This is a genomic window from Mesorhizobium sp. WSM1386 (genome assembly GCF_055901595.1).
On the sequence record NZ_CM148373.1, the window covers coordinates 2,698,841 to 2,712,336 of the forward strand.

A 13,496-nucleotide genomic window follows, 5' to 3' on the forward strand; every position below is an offset into this window, starting at 1 on the left:
CCCTTTTCCGGGGCGCCACAACCAAACCTGGGCCCAAGCAAGGCCGGCCGTCGGTGGATCATCTACCAGATTACACGAAATATGTGGGTAATTATTATTTTAGGAAACGCTAAAAGTATTTTCCAGCCAGAACGTCCGCGTGATGTAGCAAAAATGGCACATAAAACCGACGTGTACGGTTAGGGAAACGTGAAGGCCGCTGCTGATGCGCCAGCCAATCTTCCTAATGGGCAATCCCGGCCGTTAAGGGTTGCGCAAGTTCTGCCGTCTATCATCGATTGCTAATGTGGAGGGCGACATGAAACGCAAGCCGATTCTGCTCTTTCTCTTTCCCGCTCTTGTCCTTGCCATCCTGGCGGGAGCGCGTATCGCGACATTCTTGCTGGGCGCCTATCCGGCGAGCCCCACAATGTGGTGGATCTGGCTTGAACTGCGGCCGTTGTCGACGATGTTCTGGCAGCAGGTCGACTTCTATCTGGACAGCTCGATGGTTCTCGATTTCACGATCCTGGCCGCCGCCTTGATCGTCAGCTGGCTTGCCTGCCACGCCCGCAAGCGGGCTCCATTCTTTCTGGCCAACCATCTGGCGCTGCTTTTCGTGGGACTGATGATAGCCGCCAGCAGCCAATCTCAGACGGCGAGCACCATTGCCGCCTTTACGGCGCCCAGCGGGCTCCAATTCTCGCTGATGGTCGATTTCTCCTGGCAGAACAGCATGGTCCTGCTTCTGGGCACGGCCGCGTGTGTTTACTGTCACGTTGCCTTCCTCACCGAAGCGAAACAACGCGCGGAGTTGCGGGCAATGCAGCTCGTAACCCTGCAGCGGGATCTCTAAGACGCCGTCAATACCGGCACCCGCGGTCAATTGACCTTGCGGTAATAGACCTTGCCGTCCGGCTGCTCTATGCGCTGGTAGTTGGAGTTGGGGGGAGGCGGCGCCGAAGCGATCCTCTTCTTGGGCGGTCGCGGCGCCTCGATGACGCTGGCCTCGCCAGCGGTTTCGCTGTCGAGCGCCTCGGGCGCTTCCGCCACCGTGCTGGTGGTAACCTCGGATTGTTCCGCCATGTTCGGCGGACTGTTGCCGGCGACGGCGGGCGGGGTCTGCTCCAGCCTGGCAAGGCTGCCATTGATTTCGTTGAAGTTGCCCTGCAGCTGGCTGTCCAGTTTTTCGAACCGGCTCTGGAAGCCGTTGTTGACCGTATCGAGCCGCGCCGCGATCCGTTGCTCGAACGCTCCGAGCTGCTCCAGCCGCGCCTCGACGGAGCGCAGGTCGTTGATGCCCCGATAGAGATAGATGGCAGCCGCCATGTTGACCAAGGTGACCAGCAAGGCGCCGGCGGCGACGATGCCAATCGCTTTTGTGTTGCCGGATCTGTCGACGGCGACCTGTTCGCGTTTGCCAACATCGATCGCCGGCATGCCCGGCTCGCTGATCGTCGTCATTGAACCACCACCTTGGCGCCGATCGCGACGCGCTTGAAAAGGTCGATCACATCGGTGTTGGTGAGGCGGAAGCAGCCCGATGTTCCGTCGAAGCCGACCCCTGACGGGTCATTGGTGCCGTGGATTCGGTAGAGCGTGTCGTGCCCGTCCCGAGACAGATAGAGCGCCCTGGCGCCGAGCGGATTGTAGGGGCCGGCCGGAACCATTTCCGGCAACTCCGGTTGGCGGGCACGCATTTCCTTGGGCGGGCGCCATTGCGGCCATTCCGTCTTGGCGCCGACCTTGACGATCCCCGTCCAGCCGAAGCCGTCGCGCCCGACGCTAATCTTGTAGCGAAGTGCCTGGCCCTGGCGTGTCACCAGGTAGAGCGCCTTCTCGTCCTTGCGGATGATGATCGTTCCGGGCTGTTCGGCGGTTTCGAAGGCGACTATCTTGCGCAGGCTTGGGCCCATGGCCGGCAGCGGCGGAGCGCCCGCGGACCCGGCATGGGCGCCGGCCGGCATCACAAGCGCCAGGCCCGCGATGCAGGCGGCCGCCAGCCCCGAGGCGATCCGATGCCTATCGGGCAGCGTCATCGAGCCGCTCTTTGAACATCGTCTTCAGATCCTTGTTGAAGCGCGCCCGCCCGTCGACTTCCGAAGGCAGGATCGCCCGGTTCAAGGCATCGGCGAGAAGCGCGTTATCCAGCGCCAGCGACTTGATGTGCGGCGCCTTGAATATCTTCTCCAGCTCGCTGCGCGAGAAGTGGTTCCCGAACCATTTGCGCTTGTGCTTGTTAGCGACGAGCGTGATGTTGACCGCGTTGCCGCGCAGTTCGCGGATTTTGCTGTAGAGCCGCTTGCCTTGCCGCAGCGACGCGACGTTGAGCTCGAACACGATGAAGATCTCGTCGCTCGTCGAAAGCACCGAATTGTGCCAGGGCGTGTCGAGATTGGGCAGGTCGATGACGATGTCGTCGAAGCGGTAGGCGACGAGGTCCAGAAGCCGGAACACGAAATCGCTGCCATGCGGCTCGAAGGGCAGTTGCGGCCGCTCGAATGCATAGAGGGTGAGGCCGGATGGGCGCGAAAGCTTGATCACGTCCATCAGCTCAACGTCGAGCCGTTCGGGCTGGCCGATGATGCCCGTCAGGTCGAACTGGTTGAACTGGTTGATATAGGCGCCGCAATTGGCGCTCTGGAAATCGAGATCGACCAGGCAGGTCGAAGCCGCGCGCTCGGCCGATTTCGAGGCCAGGAATTCGGCCGCCGACAGCGCGAGCGTCGTGGCGCCGGCGCCGCCGCTGGCACTGATGAAGGTGATGATGCGGCTTTTCGTTCCCTGGTTGCCGGTGTCGTGGAAGGTCACCGCGTTGAGCAGCTCCTTGCCGTCGAGCGGCTTGTGCAGCCAGTCCGAGGCGTTCATGCGCACCAGCACGCGCGTCTGCTCCGACGTCAGCTCGTCGGAGACCGCGATCAGCGGCACGGACGCCCACAGCGCGCGCGCCTCGACGATGCCGGGCCTGCCGAGCAGCCCGCCGCTGCCGAGATCGAGGATGACGATGCCCGGGCGCGCATCGGCGGGCGGGCCCTTGAGAAAATCGTCCGTCTCGGAAACCCTGACGTCATAGATCGCCAGCGCATCGAGCCGCGTCGCCACCTCGCGCTTGAAATTCGCATCCGAAGAGAACAGCGCCACCTGCTTTCGCTTGGTCGGAGTAACCTTGGTGTTCATCGCGTTCATGGGAAGGTGCTCTTCATGTCTTCGCCCGTGACCGTGCTCAGCATGGAGGGCATGGTGATGGTTCCGAGGCCGAGAAAACCGGCCAGAAAGAAGAACTGGAAGGGATGTTTTTGAATGCTGACGGTGATCGTTGGTACCGGCCCGCCGGGACGCGTCCAGTAGCCCAGGCCGGACGCGGCGTATTCAATTTGAACCTCGGACTTTACCAGCATGGGCAGGAAGGTGTGCATTCCGGCACGATTGGGGGTGCCGTCATAGATCGCGTCGAACGAGGCCTGGCTCGCGTTCTCGGGCTTGCACAAGCCTCCTCCGACACTGCAGCAAGCCACGCCCGCTGCGCTTGCAGTGCATACATAATCATACGTGCCGGCCGGAACCGCGGTGCCGACCTTGGTTACATCGCTCTGCGTTATCGTCTCAGATGGAAGCCCGATTGCGACAGGCGTGGAAATCTGCGCCAATCTCGCGCCCGCCTGCACTGCTTTGTTGCCGGCATTCCATTGGTAGAAGGCATAGCCAAAATCGACGAAACCGAGCAGCAGGGTCAGCAGCATGGGCATCGCAATGGCCGCCTCCACCATTGACGCGCCGGATTGGTCTCTCCAGAACGTGCCGTGCGAGATCACCATCCGAAGACACGCTCCTGATGGAACACATTGAGCGTAAGGGCACCAAAGCCAAGGTAAGACCAGAGGCCCAGAGTGGGATATGGATATGCGGTGCTGACCTTCACGACAATGACGGTGCCGGTGCTGCTGAGATAGAGCTCGTTACCGGTCGCATCGGTCGCCTGGATCGACTGAGCCTTGATAATGGTGACTTGACCCGTGGTCCACCCGGTAACGCGCGCGGTACCGTTCGTGACGGCCCCGTTCACGGCCAGGTTCGTTGCCAACGCTGAACAAGTATTCCAGTCGCTGCTGCAGCGCGCCATGTAACGAGCGGCATCCTCGACGCCGGCTTCGAGAAGCAGGCGCGTGTTGAAGATGTTCGAGAACTCGAAGACGCCGGCCGACAGCAGCAACACGAGTGGCGTGACGATCGCTATCTCGACCAAGGCGGCGCCTTGTTCGTCATGGTGGAACCGCTGGAGGAACTGCCTCAGTTTGATGAACATGGCGCTACCGGTACAATTGCGCTTCGTTGCGAAACGCCTTGTCGACAAGGGTGTTGTTGGCAAAGCCGCCATCGACATCGACGATCTCCAGGCTGATCGGCTTCTCACCGGCAGTCGAATCTTCGTCGTCCTTGCTATTGTCCTGCTTCTGGATTGGCGTGTTGATGAAGACGCTTGCGTAGCCGTCGGGCTTGATCGAGACATGGCCGTTTAGCTTGGCCTGATTGGCGATGCAGTTGACGATCGCCATATTGAGCAGCCGGCGATCCGGATCGGGTGTCGGGTTGTCTCCCTTGTAGCAGGACGGCGTACCGCTTTCCTTGGTCGGCGCCAGCGATTTGTCATCGACAAGGCTTTTGGCGATCTCGTACTTGTAGACGTCATATCTGGAAGCCGGAGCGGTCTTGGAGCCGGTCGGGTTGGTGATGCTTGGGACATTCGGGTACGCCACGCCGTGGTTGACCTGCCAGTAATTTGTCCAGAAGCTCTGCGCCCCGATCGCGTCGGACATTCCCTTCGCATCGACGTAGTTGGTGCCCGGAGGCAAAGGCAACGCGGTGTTGTCCGTAACGGGATCATATTTGCTGCAGCCGTTCTTCTGGCCCTTGCGCACGTTGCTCGCCGGTCGGTAATTGAAATCCTTGCTGCTCTTGTTCAACGAGCCGCTGTACAGGTCGAACCGGACATTGAGACCAGTATTGACCTGGCCAAGGGTGACGCCGGTTTTCGTGGTGAGCGCGTTCCGGTTGTAACAGGTGCCAGAGGTGCCCATCGCTATCGCATCACGCAGCGAACTAAGGTTGTTGTCGATCAGGCCGAAATTGCCGGGGCCAGGGTTGGAATCCACCTTCAGGACGCGGAATTCGCGGCTGTAGGTGTCTCCAGAGGCAAAGGCTTGCTGGATTGTCTTACTGGTTGCCGGGGTGTCGGTCTCAAACGGATTGCACATGAAGAGTGGGACGGTCTCGCAGATCGACTGAACAAACCCGGCCACCGCCTGCGGCTGGATATCCATGGTGTCCTTGCTGCCGACCAGGCTTGCCGGAAAGATCGTCGCGAAGGCACCTGCGCCAGCCGCAACGCCGGAAGCATTGATCGTGACTTCAGCGAATGAAACAGCCTTGGGATCCGTGCTTGCCCAATTTGTGCCATCGGCATCGACGCCGGCAGCGCTCAATGCGGTTTCGTCGCTGGCGGGGATGCCGGTCAGATACTTGACGGTCACATCGGCCAAAACCAGCGGATGATCGCCCGATGTCGAAAACAGGGTGTTATTGGAGACGAGGGTCGTCACGGCCAAGTTGGCCCGGGTGATGGAATCCGATCTGCCGTCCAGTTCCGCCGCGGCGGCGAGCGCCATCGCGTCGATACCCTTCTGCAGATCGTTGTGGAGCCCGTTGAGCCGGCTCATATCGATGGCCAGCACCGAGAAGCCGATAAGCACGGGTATCATAATCGCCACGAGGATCATCGCTACGCCGCGTTGATCGTTCCAGAAGGCTCGAATGGTCCCCAACATGACCTTACTCTCTGCTTTCCTGCGTCAGGGCCCCTCGCATGCCCGGCGCCCTCCGCATCCTTCCGTTCAGTTCACTGCGATGTCGTCACACCGGACCCGCCGACATTGACCGTGATCGCCGGCGGTGGTGGCGGTGGCGGAGGAAATTTGTAGCTGTGCGCGACAAGCGCGGCACGCGTGCCGTCGCCTTCGATATGTGTGTTCCTGGAGTTTGGATTGAGCGGGTCGACGGTCTGCAGCATCGAATTGAACTTCTGCGTGTCGCCGGCGGCGAGCGTCACGGTGTCGTAGTGGTTCAGATAGTCGGCGGCGCAGCCCGTCAGCAGGCCGGTGCTCAGAATGAGGATCAAGGCGCTATTTCTTGACATAGAGCATCTTGTCCTTCGATTTGAAGTCGAGCATGTGGCCATAAGGGCCGGTGACGCCGTCACCCGTCTCATATTTACGGATCATGTCCTTGTTCACCTCGAGCTGACCGAGCACGAAGAACTCGGGATCGTTGGCCGGTCGCGTCTTGTCGAACGGCGTCGCCAACTGCTCGCCGGGCTTGACCGGCCGCACAATGTGCGGCGTGACGATGACGACCAGCTCGGTTTCTTCCTTCTGGTTGCTCGAATTGCGGAACAGCGTGCCGATCACCGGCACCTGGCCGAGCCACGGCACCTGGTTCTGAAGCTTGGTGGTCTTGCTGGACAGCAGGCCGCCGACCGCGAAGCTCTGGCCGTCGCGCAGTTCGACGACCGTATCCAATTTGCGGTTGGTGAAGATCGGGTCGCCAGCGCTGGTAAAGCCGGTCAGGTCGCTCACCTCTGGCGCCAAACTGATATGAATCTTGTCGTCGGCGAGCACGATCGGCGTGAACTGAAGATTGACGCCGAATTGCTTGTACTCGATCTGGATCACGCCATCCTTGGTGACACTGCGGATCGGCACCTGGCCGCCTGCGTTGAAGCTGGCCGGCTCGCCGGAAAGCGTGGTGAGATTGGGGTTCGCCAGCGTGCGCACCACGCCCTTGGCCTCGAGCGCCTCGATGATCAGATCGACTTTGATGTTGCTGTCGATAATCTGGGTGATTAGTGACGCGAAAGGATTGGTTTTCGACAGCAGACCCGTCACCAGGGTTCCTGGATCCGCTCCGGGTGGAGTAGTAGCTGCGATGCCGGTTCCAAAAATGGTTGCACTGCTGCCTCTACTACGGAACGACACGCCGAGGTCGCGACCGGCGTTGCGCTTGGCTTCTAGCACGCGCACTTCCAGATTGACCTGCTGGCTGTCATCCACGGTGACTGAATTGATGATGGCGTCGGGACCATATTGCTGCGCCACCTGCATGATGGCCTCCAGCGTGGCGCCGTCTTTGACATGGCCGCCAAGCCTGACCTTGCCGTTGATCGAACCGATTTCGATGCGCGACCGTGGCGATACCTGGCGGATGGCCTGCGCCATGTCGCTGACATCGACGCCGACCTCGATCTGGATGACGCCGAGCGAGCGCTTGTCGGTGGAGAACAGATTGACCGTCGTGGTGCCGGCGCCCTTGCCAATGACATAGAGCGTACGGTCGGTCATCGGCTGCGCATCGGCGATCTTCTCGTCGCCGACGACGATGTCGCCCAGATTGGCATTCACCTGGATGGTCACCGATTGCGACATCGGCAGGAAAACACGATGGACGCTAGGGTTCGACACGTCGATAAATCTGTCGGCCGCATCGGCCGCGAGGCTCGTCAGCAACAACGCGCCCAGACAGGACAACGCCGCCGCCGCCTTCCTCAACCAAGACCCCTGCATCCCCGTCTCCCCAATCGCTGCCCGCGGCAGCGCCAAACTCATCGCCGCGCTGCTGTTATGGTTGTCGCGGCACGTCATATGTCTCGAGCTTCACACCCCGAAAAACACCAACCGTCACCTGTTTTGGCGGCTCCGGCTGCACGTATTTGACCACTTCCTTGACGACTTCCCGGACTTCCGGAGCCGACACCACGGCCGGAGCCGGCTTCACCTTGCCCAACTCGTCGAGGCGGCTTCCCACCCGCTCCACCGCCTGGGTCAGTCCGGCAATCTTGTCCTCGGCATGCTTGCGCTCGGCCGCGGCCTCCGCTTCGGCCGCGGCCTTCTTGTCGAGCTCGGCTTGCCTTTTGGCAACGTCCTCCGGCGTTTCGCCGGTCAGATCCGACAGCGTCACCCTTTCGGTCGTCTCGCCCTTGCTGGCGGCGGCCTGGCGAAGCGCCAGCGACAATTGGCCGGCGCCCGCCGCCAAAGTCAGCTTCTGCGCATCCTTGGTGCTGGCCTCCAGTGTCACGGATTTCACCACTGTCGGGCTGTCCTTGCTCTCGTCGGCCACCTGGTCGACGGCAAGCACCTTCATGCTTTGCAGCAAGACGTCGACAAAACTCTTGTCCGTGCCGTCGTCGCCGCGCGCCGTGCGCGTCAGGAGTATGTCGACCCGGTCGCCCGGGAAGACAAAGCCGGCGACGCCGAGCACGTCGTTGACCCTGATGGAAACGGCCTTCATGCCTTCGCCGAGCACCGCCGAAAGCGTGGCGCGCTGGCCAGGGCCGGTGATCTTGGTGGCCAGAACAGGCTCGTTGGTGCCGATCGCCTGCAACGCCTGCTTGGTGCCTTCGCCAGCCAGCGCTTCCTTCGTTGTCTTGAAAGCGCCGGCCGGAACCGCGCCCGCCGGCCACGCGACTTCGCGCAGCTTGTCCTCTGTCAGCATGTCGCCGAATTTCAAGGGCTCAGCCGCCACCACGACCGTATCGCGCGGTATGTCATCCGTTCGCGCCATCGCATTCCGCTGGCTGGCCAGCCAGATATTGGCGAGCACCACCGCCAGCACGCCGAACACGCCGGCGAGAACAATCATGATAAGCGTATTAGCGCGCATCTTCCCACCCCACCATCGCCCGCCGGGCGAATCTCAGCCCCTTCAAAGCGCAAGATCCTGGGCCGAAATCGAGCGACTCCGGCCCAGGAAGTTTTTTAGCAAGTGCTTCCAGCAACTCCGTTAGTGCCAAGCTTGACGCAAAGGCCGGTGAACTGGCTGCCGACCCATCCGCCGATGGCAATAATCGCAACAATCGATGCCGCGGCAATGATGCCGATCAGGATCGAGTATTCGACCATGGCAGCGCCGTTTTCGTCGTTGCGGAACTGCTGGGCTACTTCGATAAGCCGCTTCATGATTATCTATCCTTCTTTGGCCGATTCCGTCTCAACGAGCGGATCGCAGCGTCAGCACGTGCCGCCTGCACCGCCAGCAGCACTCAAGCCTTTGCCACTGAGTTTCACGCAAAGGCCGGTGAACTGGCTGCCGACCCATCCGCCGATAGCGATGACCGCGACGATCGATGCCGCGGCAATGATGCCGATCAGGATTGAGTATTCGACCATAGCAGCGCCGTTTTCATCGTCGCGGAACTGCCGGGTCATCGTCATGAGCTTCTTCATGTCAATTTCTCCCTTTGGAGGTTTGAACCCGACGAGACAGAGCCAAGGATGAACCCCATACCCAGCATCCCCCGTCATCTCGATCCTAGGTCCCGAGAAATTGCCAAGTCAAACGGGATTAACGGTTCCTTAACTTTCCAATACATGAACTGGCGACTTCGAAGCGCCCTCAAATTTCAGCAAGAGCTTGATTCGTCTAATTTTTCAAGCGCTCTTAACCATTCGTTCACAATTATGTCTGCAGCCTAATTTAGATAGCTCTACTTTAGCAATAAGGCATACTCCTTTATATCTAAGGGGTTATAGCCAGTTATGGAGTGGATGCCGATGTCTGAGAACTCGGGGCTAGGGGTGCTTCCAAAGCTTAGTCCGCTATTCAAGTTTGGCAGCGTGGAAGCCGGAAATAAAAACGATATTTTCGCCGCTCGCATCTTAACTATCTTGTAAAGATTGGTCCTTCCCGAACCCGAGGGCGCTTGCCCCCCATGTGGTTAACAATTACTTTACGTATTTCAAATTTAGAGAAAACTAACGTGATGGGGTGGTCGATGCCTGGTCGGGTGGAAAGCGAAGGGCGGGCATTCCCGTATTCGTCGCTTCCGGCGGGCGACCCGACCGATCCGAAGGCGGCCACATCATTTATCCGCAGGCCGTTCGGATGGACCCGATGCGGGATGGCAGAATTTGGAAAAAGTCGGCTTGTTGCCTTTATTTCAGCCTTGTTGGCCGGAGCTGTGGTGACAAATCTGATCTGGTTGCCGTTCTCGACCGTGAATCTCAACAGATCTATCTGGTTCGATGTGGCGATGACGATGCCCATGGCCTTACTGTGGGTGCTCCTTAGAACGATGCGCCTTCAACTTCGCAAAACGCCTTTTCGCTATCGCGACATGGTAAGTGACTTCGCGGGCAGGATACAGGCGCTGGCCATGGCCTTGACCGCCTTAACCCTGTTTTCCCTGGTGCTTCTGCTCGTTTCCTACTTGGCTACCGCGACAAGCCGTCCACTGCTGGACAACTATCTGGCCGCGGGCGACGCAAGCTTGGGCTTCGACTGGGTCGCCTATGTGAGGCTGCTCAACGCCTACCCATCAATCGATCATGTGCTTTCGATGGCCTATAGCAGTTTGAGCATTCAGTTGCTGCTGCTGCCGGCCATCCTCGCGTTGACTGCTCGAACGGACCGGCTAGAGGAATTTGTAGCGCATTACGGAGTGGCCGGTTGTTTGACGTGCCTTGTCATGATGGCAGTGCCGGCGGCAGGGGCTTTTGATTTTTACCGTCCCTCGCCGGATATTTTGAGTTCCTTTAGTCCCGGCGCCTCGACGCGGCACCTTGGGCAGCTTCATGCCCTGCGGACACTGAAACCATTCCTGCTGGAACATGCCGAAGGTCTTGTCACGTTCCCTTCCTTCCACGCCGCCCTGGCAGCGATCTTCGCCTATTCAACACGTGGCATCCGCTATATCTCGCTTCCCGTCTACGCTCTGAACGCGATGATGATCCTCGCCACAATTCCCGAGGGTGGGCACTATCTCGTCGACGTGCTGGGAGGATTAGCAGTCGCGGCCGTTGCAATTCAATTTGTCCGCTGGATTGCCGTCCCTGCAGTCGAATTCGGACGTCGCTCGACGCTCGCCCGCCCGACAACTGGATCGCGGCACGCAAGGAACACGGGCGCACTAGGCTTAGTGTGCGCCAGCCGTGTTTGGCGTCGCGGAGACCTGAAATAAATAAGATACTTTCGGGCGCTGCTTCTTAACTATGTTGAAAGTATTGGCCACGCGTGGGGCGCCGTGGCGCTTGTGCGCCGCTTGGTTAACGTTTAGTTTCCGCTAATATGCGTCGGAGGGGTATAAGGGATTATGCTGGGGCGATTCATCAAGGGTGGCGAGTCTCGCATCGAGCCAAGGGCTGACTCGATCGCGGTTCTTCCCGTTGCACCGGCGCCGGCGCCGGTGCCTGCCGCCGACCTCGGATCGGATGGCGACAATTTCTTGACGCTCAAGGTCGAGCTTCATCGCCACTTGATCGATCGGTTCAATCTGACCGCGCTTGAAAGTGCCTCCAAGGATGAGATCCTGAATGAGATCCTTCCGATCGTTCGAGAGTTTGTCCGGAACCGAAACGTGCCGCTGAACGCGCGTGAGCTTGACCAAATTACCAGCGAAACCGCCGACGAGATGCTCGGGCTCGGGCCGATCGAACCGCTGCTCAAGGACGACACGATCACCGACATAATGATCAACACCCACAAGCGCGTCTTTATCGAGCGACGCGGCATCGTCGAAGAGACGGCAATCCGGTTTCGCGACGAGGCGCATCTGCTGCGGGTCATCAACAAGATCGTCTCGAACATCGGCAGGCGCGTCGATGAGTCCTCGCCGATGGTCGACGCCCGGCTGGATGACGGTTCACGCGTCAATATCGCGGTGCGACCGGTTTCAGTCGACGGCCCGCTGGTCTCGATCCGCAAATTCTCCAAGAATCCCTATTCGCTCGAGCGTTTGATGGCATTCAATTCTATCCGGCCGCCGATGATCGAACTGCTGCGCATCGCCGTCCAGGCACGCAAGTCGATCCTGGTTTCCGGCGGCACCGGCAGCGGCAAGACAACCCTGCTCAATGCGCTGTCGAGCTACATCCCCTCCAGGGAACGTCTGATCACCATCGAGGATGCGGCGGAGCTGCAGCTGCAGCAGCCGCATGTCGGTCGGCTCGAGACACGCCCGCCCAACGTCGAGGGCAAGGGCGAGGTTCGCCAGCGAGAGCTGCTCAAGAACGCGCTGCGCATGCGGCCCGACCGCATCATCGTCGGCGAGGTGCGCGGCGAGGAAGCCTTCGACATGCTGCAGGCGATGAACACCGGCCACGAGGGCTCGATGACCACGATCCACGCCAACACGCCGCGCGACGCGATCTCGCGGCTGGAGCAGATGGTCGGCATGGCCGGCATGCCGATGACCCACGAGTCCATTCGGGCGCAGATCGCTTCGGCCATCGACATCATCGTGCAGACCCAGCGCCTGTCGGACGGCGGCAGGCGCGTGACGTCCATTTCCGAACTGACTGGCATGGAAGGCAACATCGTACAACTGCAGGAGATCTACAGCTTCGTGCGGCGTGAGGTGACCTCGGACGGCAAGGTCATCGGGGAGTTCCGCGCCACCGGCGTTCGCCCGCGTTTTGCGCCGGAGGCAGCGACGCTCGGGCATCATTTTGCCAAGGATGCCTTCAACCCGCAGGTTGCGCTCTAATGCCGACCGGCCAGGCATTGCTATATTTTATCTATATGCTGGCGGCGGCTTCGGTCATTCTCGCCGGCGAGGCCCTGTATCTTTCCTTTGCCGGGCGCCGATCCCGGATTGGCGTGATCAACCACCGGCTGAGGCGGCTGGCGGACGAAGCGCCGGCGGAACAGACCCTGCAGGGATTGCTGCGCGAACGTGGACTGACGGAATCAGGCGATTTTCTATTCGGGATGATCTGGCTGAACAGGCTTTACACCCAGTCCGGCATCACCGGAAACCCAATGGTTTTCGCCGCGACGTTTCTCAGCGCCGGACTGGCGATTGCGTTGCTGATGTCGGTCCTGTTGCATTTCTCCACGTTGGCGTCGCTCATCGCTTTTCTGGTGATCGGAGTTGGGCTGCCGCTTCTCGTTCTTCGCCGCGCCCGCAACAAGCGCATTCTGAAATTTGCAAAACAGCTTCCGGATGCGCTCGACATGATCGTCCGTTCGCTGCGCGCCGGACATCCGGCTTCGGTCGCGGTCGCACTCGTAGCGCGCGAAATGCCTGATCCGCTCGGCACCGAATTCGGCATTGTTTCCGACGAAATCACATTTGGTCTCAGTATCGAGCAAGCCGTGCGGAAGCTGTCGCAACGCGTTGGCTTCGAGGGCCTTCACCTGCTGTCGATCTCGCTGTCAATCCAGGCCAAGACGGGCGGCAATCTTACCGGGATCCTGTCCAATCTTTCCGTGGTGCTGCGCGAAAGACAGAAACTCAGGATGAAGATCAGGGCACTTTCGGGAGAGGGCCGCGTGTCCGCATGGATCATCTCACTGTTTCCCATTGTCATGTTCCTGATTCTTCTGCTGCTTGCCCCGTCCTATTACGGCTCCGTCTGGGGCAATCCGCTGATCTTGCCGGTGTTCACGATTTTCGGGCTGTGGGCGCTATTGGGTGACTTCATCATGTACCGCATGGTCAATTTCGATTTCTGACGGGAGCGAAGCAAAAA

General features: G+C 60.0%; 15 protein-coding genes. 4 read left to right on the forward strand and 11 right to left on the reverse strand.

What is annotated here, in order from left to right:
- The first annotated feature begins 298 nt into the window (after positions 1–298).
- Positions 299–835, forward strand: a complete 537-nt coding sequence (locus AC0NIH_RS13145) for a hypothetical protein (RefSeq protein ID WP_031258210.1) — start codon at positions 299–301, stop codon at positions 833–835.
- Between the two features lie 26 nt (positions 836–861).
- Here the strand turns inward: AC0NIH_RS13145 and AC0NIH_RS13150 are convergent, their stop codons facing one another.
- The 11 genes from AC0NIH_RS13150 to AC0NIH_RS13200 all read right to left on the reverse strand — a co-directional run bounded on the left by AC0NIH_RS13150 (position 862) and on the right by AC0NIH_RS13200 (position 9,251).
- Positions 862–1,443 carry a hypothetical protein gene (locus AC0NIH_RS13150; RefSeq protein ID WP_023767792.1) on the reverse strand — a complete coding sequence of 194 codons (582 nt, stop codon included), beginning with the start codon at positions 1,441–1,443 and terminating at the stop codon, positions 862–864.
- Positions 1,440–2,018: a L,D-transpeptidase gene (locus tag AC0NIH_RS13155; RefSeq protein WP_473461545.1), complete on the reverse strand. Its 579-nt coding sequence runs from the start codon at positions 2,016–2,018 to the stop codon at positions 1,440–1,442. Before AC0NIH_RS13155 ends, AC0NIH_RS13150 begins: the two co-directional genes overlap by 4 nt.
- Complete coding sequence (locus AC0NIH_RS13160; protein ID WP_473461548.1) at positions 2,002–3,165, reverse strand: CpaE/TadZ family protein; 1,164 nt, start codon at positions 3,163–3,165, stop codon at positions 2,002–2,004. The genes AC0NIH_RS13155 and AC0NIH_RS13160 overlap by 17 nt, the downstream gene beginning before the upstream one ends.
- Positions 3,162–3,794 carry a TadE/TadG family type IV pilus assembly protein gene (locus AC0NIH_RS13165; protein ID WP_473461550.1) on the reverse strand — a complete coding sequence of 211 codons (633 nt, stop codon included), beginning with the start codon at positions 3,792–3,794 and terminating at the stop codon, positions 3,162–3,164. The genes AC0NIH_RS13160 and AC0NIH_RS13165 overlap by 4 nt, the downstream gene beginning before the upstream one ends.
- Positions 3,788–4,282: a TadE/TadG family type IV pilus assembly protein gene (locus tag AC0NIH_RS13170; protein WP_181176798.1), complete on the reverse strand. Its 495-nt coding sequence runs from the start codon at positions 4,280–4,282 to the stop codon at positions 3,788–3,790. The genes AC0NIH_RS13165 and AC0NIH_RS13170 overlap by 7 nt, the downstream gene beginning before the upstream one ends.
- 4 nt (positions 4,283–4,286) lie before the next feature.
- The gene (locus tag AC0NIH_RS13175) at positions 4,287–5,753 is read right to left on the reverse strand and encodes a pilus assembly protein TadG-related protein (RefSeq protein ID WP_473461553.1); all 1,467 of its coding nucleotides are present in this window, start codon (positions 5,751–5,753) and stop codon (positions 4,287–4,289) included.
- A gap of 119 nt (positions 5,754–5,872) precedes the next feature.
- On the reverse strand, positions 5,873–6,151 hold the full coding sequence (locus AC0NIH_RS13180; RefSeq protein ID WP_473461555.1) for a hypothetical protein: 279 nt from the start codon (positions 6,149–6,151) through the stop codon (positions 5,873–5,875).
- 4 nt (positions 6,152–6,155) lie between these two features.
- The gene (locus AC0NIH_RS13185) at positions 6,156–7,592 is read right to left on the reverse strand and encodes a type II and III secretion system protein family protein (RefSeq protein ID WP_473461558.1); all 1,437 of its coding nucleotides are present in this window, start codon (positions 7,590–7,592) and stop codon (positions 6,156–6,158) included.
- A 55-nt stretch (positions 7,593–7,647) separates the two neighbouring features.
- The gene (cpaB, locus tag AC0NIH_RS13190; protein ID WP_031258213.1) at positions 7,648–8,688 is read right to left on the reverse strand and encodes a Flp pilus assembly protein CpaB; all 1,041 of its coding nucleotides are present in this window, start codon (positions 8,686–8,688) and stop codon (positions 7,648–7,650) included.
- 95 nt (positions 8,689–8,783) lie between these two features.
- A complete protein-coding gene (locus AC0NIH_RS13195; RefSeq protein ID WP_473461561.1) occupies positions 8,784–8,984 on the reverse strand; it encodes a Flp family type IVb pilin in 201 nt (66 codons plus the stop codon).
- Positions 8,985–9,035: 51 nt separating this feature from the next.
- On the reverse strand, positions 9,036–9,251 hold the full coding sequence (locus tag AC0NIH_RS13200; protein WP_473461564.1) for a Flp family type IVb pilin: 216 nt from the start codon (positions 9,249–9,251) through the stop codon (positions 9,036–9,038).
- Positions 9,252–9,736: 485 nt separating this feature from the next.
- Here AC0NIH_RS13200 and AC0NIH_RS13205 point away from each other — a divergent pair, with 485 nt between their 5' ends.
- From AC0NIH_RS13205 to AC0NIH_RS13215, 3 genes are all read left to right on the forward strand, one after another.
- Positions 9,737–10,984 carry a phosphatase PAP2 family protein gene (locus AC0NIH_RS13205; protein ID WP_473461566.1) on the forward strand — a complete coding sequence of 416 codons (1,248 nt, stop codon included), beginning with the start codon at positions 9,737–9,739 and terminating at the stop codon, positions 10,982–10,984.
- A 132-nt stretch (positions 10,985–11,116) separates the two neighbouring features.
- Positions 11,117–12,508: a CpaF family protein gene (locus tag AC0NIH_RS13210; RefSeq protein ID WP_473461568.1), complete on the forward strand. Its 1,392-nt coding sequence runs from the start codon at positions 11,117–11,119 to the stop codon at positions 12,506–12,508.
- Positions 12,508–13,479, forward strand: coding sequence for a type II secretion system F family protein (locus tag AC0NIH_RS13215; RefSeq protein WP_023767804.1), 972 nt, complete (start codon positions 12,508–12,510; stop codon positions 13,477–13,479). Before AC0NIH_RS13210 ends, AC0NIH_RS13215 begins: the two co-directional genes overlap by 1 nt.
- Positions 13,480–13,496 lie beyond the last annotated feature (17 nt).

Coding starts and splice junctions, on each gene's coding strand:
- AC0NIH_RS13200 (WP_473461564.1), bottom strand. CDS start 9,251: ATGAAGAAGCTCATGACGATGACCCGGCAGTTCCGCGACGATGAAAAC.
- AC0NIH_RS13185 (WP_473461558.1), bottom strand. CDS start 7,592: ATGCAGGGGTCTTGGTTGAGGAAGGCGGCGGCGGCGTTGTCCTGTCTG.
- AC0NIH_RS13205 (WP_473461566.1), top strand. CDS start 9,737: ATGTGGTTAACAATTACTTTACGTATTTCAAATTTAGAGAAAACTAAC.
- AC0NIH_RS13145 (WP_031258210.1), top strand. CDS start 299: ATGAAACGCAAGCCGATTCTGCTCTTTCTCTTTCCCGCTCTTGTCCTT.
- AC0NIH_RS13210 (WP_473461568.1), top strand. CDS start 11,117: ATGCTGGGGCGATTCATCAAGGGTGGCGAGTCTCGCATCGAGCCAAGG.
- cpaB (WP_031258213.1), bottom strand. CDS start 8,688: ATGCGCGCTAATACGCTTATCATGATTGTTCTCGCCGGCGTGTTCGGC.
- AC0NIH_RS13155 (WP_473461545.1), bottom strand. CDS start 2,018: ATGACGCTGCCCGATAGGCATCGGATCGCCTCGGGGCTGGCGGCCGCC.
- AC0NIH_RS13170 (WP_181176798.1), bottom strand. CDS start 4,282: ATGTTCATCAAACTGAGGCAGTTCCTCCAGCGGTTCCACCATGACGAA.
- AC0NIH_RS13215 (WP_023767804.1), top strand. CDS start 12,508: ATGCCGACCGGCCAGGCATTGCTATATTTTATCTATATGCTGGCGGCG.
- AC0NIH_RS13175 (WP_473461553.1), bottom strand. CDS start 5,753: ATGATCCTCGTGGCGATTATGATACCCGTGCTTATCGGCTTCTCGGTG.
- AC0NIH_RS13160 (WP_473461548.1), bottom strand. CDS start 3,165: ATGAACGCGATGAACACCAAGGTTACTCCGACCAAGCGAAAGCAGGTG.
- AC0NIH_RS13195 (WP_473461561.1), bottom strand. CDS start 8,984: ATGAAGCGGCTTATCGAAGTAGCCCAGCAGTTCCGCAACGACGAAAAC.
- AC0NIH_RS13150 (WP_023767792.1), bottom strand. CDS start 1,443: ATGACGACGATCAGCGAGCCGGGCATGCCGGCGATCGATGTTGGCAAA.
- AC0NIH_RS13165 (WP_473461550.1), bottom strand. CDS start 3,794: ATGGTGATCTCGCACGGCACGTTCTGGAGAGACCAATCCGGCGCGTCA.